Consider the following 5,863-nt stretch of genomic DNA (forward strand, 5'->3'; position numbering starts at 1 on the left):
TAGAGTTCTTTTTTATGAAAATGGTAATCCTGCGTCAACGCTATCCGCAGCTGAAGGTAAAGCGGTAAGCGGTAGCGGTAATATCTCTGCCCGGGGTAATGTTGTGTGGAAGTCTGATGCTGAAGGGATTGCGTTATACACGCCAAACGGTGAGTATGACAGCGTGCGGAACCTCGTCGTATCATCGTCAACCGTAAGAATTGTGTATCCGGATAAGGAAATTACGGGGGTTGGGTTTGAAGCAACGCCTGATCTTTCAAGAATAGTAATAAAAAATAACCGTGTGGTGATACAAAAATGAACAAACAACATGTTAATATTGCGTTGACGTTAACCGCGTTATTGTTTGTATTACTACCCGGCCAATTATTCGGGGATAATGTTAGGGCAGTGATTACTGGTGACAATATGGAAATCCTTGACCGCGGGGCGGTAACAACGTTCCGTGGTACTGTAAAAATGGTGCAGGGAAGCAATGTGTTAACTTCTGATTATATGAAGAACGAAGAACGTAAACGCATGATCCACGCTGCAGGTAATGTTGTGTATGAAAGTACCGGGCTGGCGAATAATAATAGTGTACTCATAAAATCGCAAACCGCAGAGTTTAATACCGCAACTAATTACGGAAAATTTTATCCCGGTGCAGAGATGTTGTACAGTATACGGTCAACTACCATAACAGAAATTATTAATGTAACAGCTGAAGTTATAGAACTATCATCGGGTAGCGCGTACTCTGAATGCCGGGGGAATGTAAGGATGCTTAGGAGTAGCGACACGGTTACCGGTGATTATATGAAAACAGATAATGCCAATAATACTCTTACTGTTACAGGGAAGGTGGTATACAAAACACTAACTCCCGGAGGGACTGTTGTGGATATACGTTCTGAAATACTTACTTACGACGGGAATGTGTCCATCGCGAAGTTCGGGCCCGGAGTTGAACTGTTCTATACCGTTATACGAGGGACTCAGACACAGAACGTTAAAGTAACAGCTGAAGATGTATTACTGGATAACGTAACCGCCAAAATTGTTGCTGATAAAAACGTACGTGCTGAATGGCAAACTAATGTTGCTACCGGGCAGAGGATGGTGTATACTTCGGCTGATGAACTTATGGTTGTTACAGGTAAACCTGTGATTGAATGGAAAGATGAAAAGGTTGATAGCCGGTACGCTGCGGAAGTTGTGACGTTAAACTTCGCACAGGATAAGGTTATGCTCGACAAAAATGTTAATGGCACAGTAGTATTTAAATAAAAAGGATTGGGGATAATATTATGAATACGTTGAAGGCGGAAGGGTTATACAAATCCTACCGCCGTAGGGCGGTTGTTAAAAATGTTAGTGTTGAAGTTAATACCGGCGAAGTAGTGGGTTTACTTGGCCCTAACGGTGCAGGGAAGACGACATCGTTTTCTATGATTGTAGGGTTAGTGAACCCCGAAAAAGGCAAGGTTATGCTTAACTCTCGGGATATTACGAAGTTACCGATGTATAAACGCGCACGCAGCGGGATTGGGTACCTCGCGCAGGAGCCGTCAATATTTCAGTATATGTCAGTAGAAGATAATATTATGGCAATCCTTGAGACACTAAAGATTTCAGCTAAGGAAAGGAAAACTCGGCTTGATACGTTGATCACAGAGTTTGGGCTTGAGAAAGTTAGGAAACAAAAAGGGTATCAGTTATCCGGCGGTGAAAAACGCAGATGCGAGATTGCGCGGGCGTTAGTGATTAACCCCACATTTTTATTGCTTGATGAACCGTTTACCGGGATTGATCCAATTGCGGTTGATGGGTTACAGGATCTTGTCCGCAGGTTGAAATCACGGGGGCTTGGGATACTTATTACCGATCATAATGTACGTGAAACTTTGGAGATTATTGACCGCGCATATATTATTTATCAGGGAGATATTTTGATACAGGGAACCGCGGAGGTCTTATTGAACGACCCGCAGGCACGAAAAATATATCTCGGTGAAAAGTTTAAAATGTGAAACCAAAAAGTGTACCTGAAAAAAAACCTATCCTAAAAGTTGTTGCGACCAACCGCAGGGCGTTGCATTTTTATGAGTTAATTGAAACTTATGAAACCGGGGTAGAACTTCGCGGGCATGAGGTTAAGTCCTTGCGTGAAGGGCGTGTGGATATGCGTGATGCTTATGCGCGGGTAGAGAACGGCGAACTGATAGTATTTGACCTCAATATAACGCCGTATTCCAGTGCGGCAATAAAATGGAAGATTAATCCTTCACGTAAACGACGGTTAATGATGCATAAACAGGAAATTAGCCGTATCGCCGGTAAGGTTATGCAGAGAGGGTTTACACTGATCCCTCTGGAACTATACTTCTCGCATGGATGGGTTAAGTGTAAACTCGCACTCGCTAAAGGTAAGAAAACGTTTAACCGCAAGGACCGTATAAAACAACGTATCTCCGACCGTGACCTTTCCCGTGCATTGAAGTACAGAAGATAATTGTTGATGATATACAGGAGGGAATAATATTTATGAAATACATTATGGCGGTTGACCAGGGTACCACAGGTAGCCGCGCGGTAGTGTATGATGTTAACGGTACGGTGGTATGCAGCCATTACGAAGAGTTTAAACAATACTTCCCGCAGCCTGGCTGGGTGGAACATAACCCGCGAGAAATCTGGGATAGTGTTAATAACGCAATCCAGCGCGTGCTTACAAAAGTGCCGCCTGGTAGTATCGCGGGGATTGGGATCACGAACCAGCGGGAAACTACTATCCTGTGGGACCGCAGGACTGGGAAACCGTTGTATAACGCAATTGTCTGGCAATGCCGCCGTACGGGTGAACGTTGCGTAAACCTTAAATCCCGAGGGTTTACCGGGATGATCCGCAAAAAAACCGGGCTTGAGGTTGACGCATATTTCTCAGCAACAAAGATTGAGTGGATCCTTAACCATTTAAAGAAACAAGGGAAGAATGTGGACTACACAAACCTTTGTTTTGGCACACCGGATACCTGGGTGTTGTACAACCTAACCGGTGGGAAGTGTCACAAAACTGATTATACAAACGCATCACGTACAATGCTTTATAACATCGATAAACTTCAATGGGATAATGAATTACTAAAACTTTTTGGTGTACCAAAAAATATTTTACCGGAAGTACAACCTTCCTCGTCAATGTTTGGAGTGACCTCCAAAAACGGGCGTCTACCTGCGGGGATACCTATCTGCGGAATAGCGGGTGACCAGCAGGCAGCGTTATACGGGCAAACATGTTTTTCCCCGGGGACGGTTAAGAATACATACGGTACCGGCTGTTTTGCGTTGATGAATACCGGCGCTAAACGTGTAATCTCAAAAAAAGGGTTGGTTACCACACTGGGATGTACTTCCGAACAAAAAGCTGTGTATGTACTTGAAGGATCGGTGTTTATCTCCGGTGCGGCAATCCAGTGGTTGCGTGATGGGTTAAAAATATTGGAGAAAGCACAGGATGCGCCAAAGATGGCATTAACCTTAAAAAGTAATGACGGTGTATACTTTGTCCCTGCGTTTGTCGGGTTAGGGACGCCGTACTGGAATTCAGAAGCACGCGGGATTATCAGCGGCCTTACCCGCGGGACTACACGTGAACATATTGTCCGTGCAGCTATTGAAGCGTCGTGTTACTCCACAAGAGATGTCATCTCTACAATGGAACACGAGTCAGGGATTAAGATAAAGAAGTTGAATATTGATGGCGGTGCTGTGGGTGACCCGTTCCTCTGCCAGTTCCAGGCGGATATCCTGGGGATTAAGGTCGTACGCCCGAAAAACCGTGAACTCACATCACTGGGCACTGCGTTTCTTGCGGGGTTATACCTTAAGTACTGGAAAAACGAGGCTGTGCTGTCAAGGTTGTGGAAGAAAGACAAAAGTTTTTGTCCTAAGATGAACCGCAAGACTGCGGAGACGTATTATCACGGGTGGAAACACGCAATCGCGCAGGCAGTGGTTTAGTAAGTTGTTAATGAAATATAATAGTCATTGACATTCCAAAATAATGTGCTATTAATATAGTACACACAAAAACAATGTTTTGTGTTTGTTCTTTGGGGGTGTTCTGGATTCGACAGGGATGTTGAAAGTTGGTACGGCACGCCGTGGTTGGTCGAACGGCCACGTTAATCAATCGACCATATTATTTAATTGCTGATTATTCTACAGCAAACTACGCGGTCTGTTAAGACTGCGCGTCTTCCGATACGTACCTGACGTAGCGGGTGAGGCGTAAAAATTCGGGTGTAGTGCGGCGCTGAGAGGAGCATAAGCGCTGTGTGAATTAACTTGATCCTGGTCCTTACATGATTATGCCTGTATAAGCGGGTAAGGACGAGAACAATGTACAGGATACGCGTTGTAGATGTCTAACTGGACCGTTTCTGGACAGGGGTTCGATTCCCCTCACCTCCACTTTATTAATTCTGTAAAAAACATAATTTCTATTAAACTTCATAGCTATTTCACTTGAAAAACATGTATATTTTTCCTATAATATAATTAACGAAAAAACAGTATTTTCGTAGGAGCATACAATGATAATCAAAACAGCCATAAAAAACGGGAAAAAGATAATCTACGGTAAGGGTACACCTGCTGAAATTGAAACGTTGAACATAGAAAACGATTTTGATAGTGTACTGGACTGTTTGAATCAAATCAGAAAAACTGCTAATAAACTATTCGGCAATCGCAATGTTATCAAACTTAACAAGAGGATATATGGCAAACGACAAGCAGTTTGAAAACGACTATATTGATTTTATAAAGCTGCTTAATAAATACGACGTCAAATACTTGGTTATTGGCGCATATGCTGTAATGTATCACACAAAAATTGCCCGGGAAACAAAAGAAATCGATTTTTGGATCGAAAAAAGCAGCAAGAACGCTGAACGTTGTGCCAAAGCTATAAAAGAGTTTGCCGGCGGGATAAGAATTAACCCCGAAGACCTACTTGGACAGAAAGAGATATTCTTTATAGGCGTCGAACCTCACCGGATTGATATTTTTAACAACCAGGGGAAAATGGCTTTTAATGAAGCGTATAAAAACAAAGTTGATGCCATGTTCAGGGATGTCAAAACGTACTTTGTTGCAAAAACTGACTTACTTGCGTTGAAACGGTATTTTTATCGAAAAGCAGATGTCAAGGATTTGAAAAGGTTGAGCAAATAGTATCCTGTTCCCTAAACCAGGTTCTGATGGAATCTAGTCCCTTCCATTTTTTACTCCGTCGTGAACAATTCCTGGTTTTGACGTACCATAAAGATTTTGTAGAATATCCTTGTCCGGTCGTATTGTTCTATGTTTTAATTTATAATAACTAGGAGTATTTGCGTGAATAGAAAAAGCTCAGCAATAATCATAAGCATAACTTTAATAATATTTTCAATAACTGCCACAGCACCAACCTCCGAATACTATGACAAATGTGAAGAATATTCCAACAAGCTTATGCAATTAGATACGCAGGATGTAAACTCCGTTAATCGTTCTTTAACAATATTTAAGCATATATTTAGAGACAAGAGTAATTTTGAAATGCAATCTAAAGCTTTTGGTATTTGGGAGACATTCCGAGATGAAATATTCCAAAACGTAGTAAACAAGTTCAATCGTGATGAAAAAATTCAAACTGCACTTTGTGATACTGAGATTCCAGAGCAAAGAGGGTTTATCTTGCTTGACAAGCGGAGTTTTTCAGCGAGTTTGACCTCACTCAGACAATATAGCAACTTCTTTTAACTCTTGTAAAGCCCCTCCTTTAGACTTAAGTTTCCATGCGGCATGCCGCATAACGCGTGCTGCGCGTAAATTA

At 42.4% G+C, this 5,863-nt stretch carries 8 protein-coding genes and 1 other RNA gene; all 9 read left to right on the forward strand.

Annotation, left to right across the window (positions count from 1 at the left end; translation table 11 throughout):
• Positions 1–301 (forward strand): LPS export ABC transporter periplasmic protein LptC (gene lptC / locus WC955_12860; GenBank protein MFA5859945.1); only part of this gene is annotated, 301 nt, incomplete at its 5' end.
• Positions 298–1,269 carry an LptA/OstA family protein gene (locus WC955_12865; GenBank protein ID MFA5859946.1) on the forward strand — a complete coding sequence of 324 codons (972 nt, stop codon included), beginning with the start codon at positions 298–300 and terminating at the stop codon, positions 1,267–1,269. The genes lptC and WC955_12865, both read left to right, overlap by 4 nt.
• A gap of 20 nt (positions 1,270–1,289) precedes the next feature.
• Complete coding sequence (gene lptB, locus WC955_12870; GenBank protein ID MFA5859947.1) at positions 1,290–2,012, forward strand: LPS export ABC transporter ATP-binding protein; 723 nt, start codon at positions 1,290–1,292, stop codon at positions 2,010–2,012.
• Positions 2,009–2,494 carry an SsrA-binding protein SmpB gene (gene smpB / locus WC955_12875; GenBank protein MFA5859948.1) on the forward strand — a complete coding sequence of 162 codons (486 nt, stop codon included), beginning with the start codon at positions 2,009–2,011 and terminating at the stop codon, positions 2,492–2,494. The genes lptB and smpB overlap by 4 nt, the downstream gene beginning before the upstream one ends.
• 32 nt (positions 2,495–2,526) lie before the next feature.
• A complete protein-coding gene (gene glpK, locus WC955_12880) occupies positions 2,527–4,002 on the forward strand; it encodes a glycerol kinase GlpK (GenBank protein ID MFA5859949.1) in 1,476 nt (491 codons plus the stop codon).
• 94 nt (positions 4,003–4,096) lie between these two features.
• Positions 4,097–4,458, forward strand: a transfer-messenger RNA (tmRNA) gene (gene ssrA / locus WC955_12885).
• A gap of 119 nt (positions 4,459–4,577) precedes the next feature.
• The gene (locus WC955_12890) at positions 4,578–4,787 is read left to right on the forward strand and encodes a hypothetical protein (protein MFA5859950.1); all 210 of its coding nucleotides are present in this window, start codon (positions 4,578–4,580) and stop codon (positions 4,785–4,787) included.
• On the forward strand, positions 4,765–5,220 hold the full coding sequence (locus WC955_12895) for a DUF6036 family nucleotidyltransferase (protein MFA5859951.1): 456 nt from the start codon (positions 4,765–4,767) through the stop codon (positions 5,218–5,220). Before WC955_12890 ends, WC955_12895 begins: the two co-directional genes overlap by 23 nt.
• Before the next feature lie 162 nt (positions 5,221–5,382).
• The gene (locus WC955_12900; protein ID MFA5859952.1) at positions 5,383–5,790 is read left to right on the forward strand and encodes a hypothetical protein; all 408 of its coding nucleotides are present in this window, start codon (positions 5,383–5,385) and stop codon (positions 5,788–5,790) included.
• The last annotated feature ends 73 nt before the right edge of the window (positions 5,791–5,863 follow it).

Source organism: Elusimicrobiota bacterium (genome assembly GCA_041658405.1).
Classification (GTDB): Bacteria; Elusimicrobiota; UBA5214; order JBBAAG01; family JBBAAG01; genus JBBAAG01.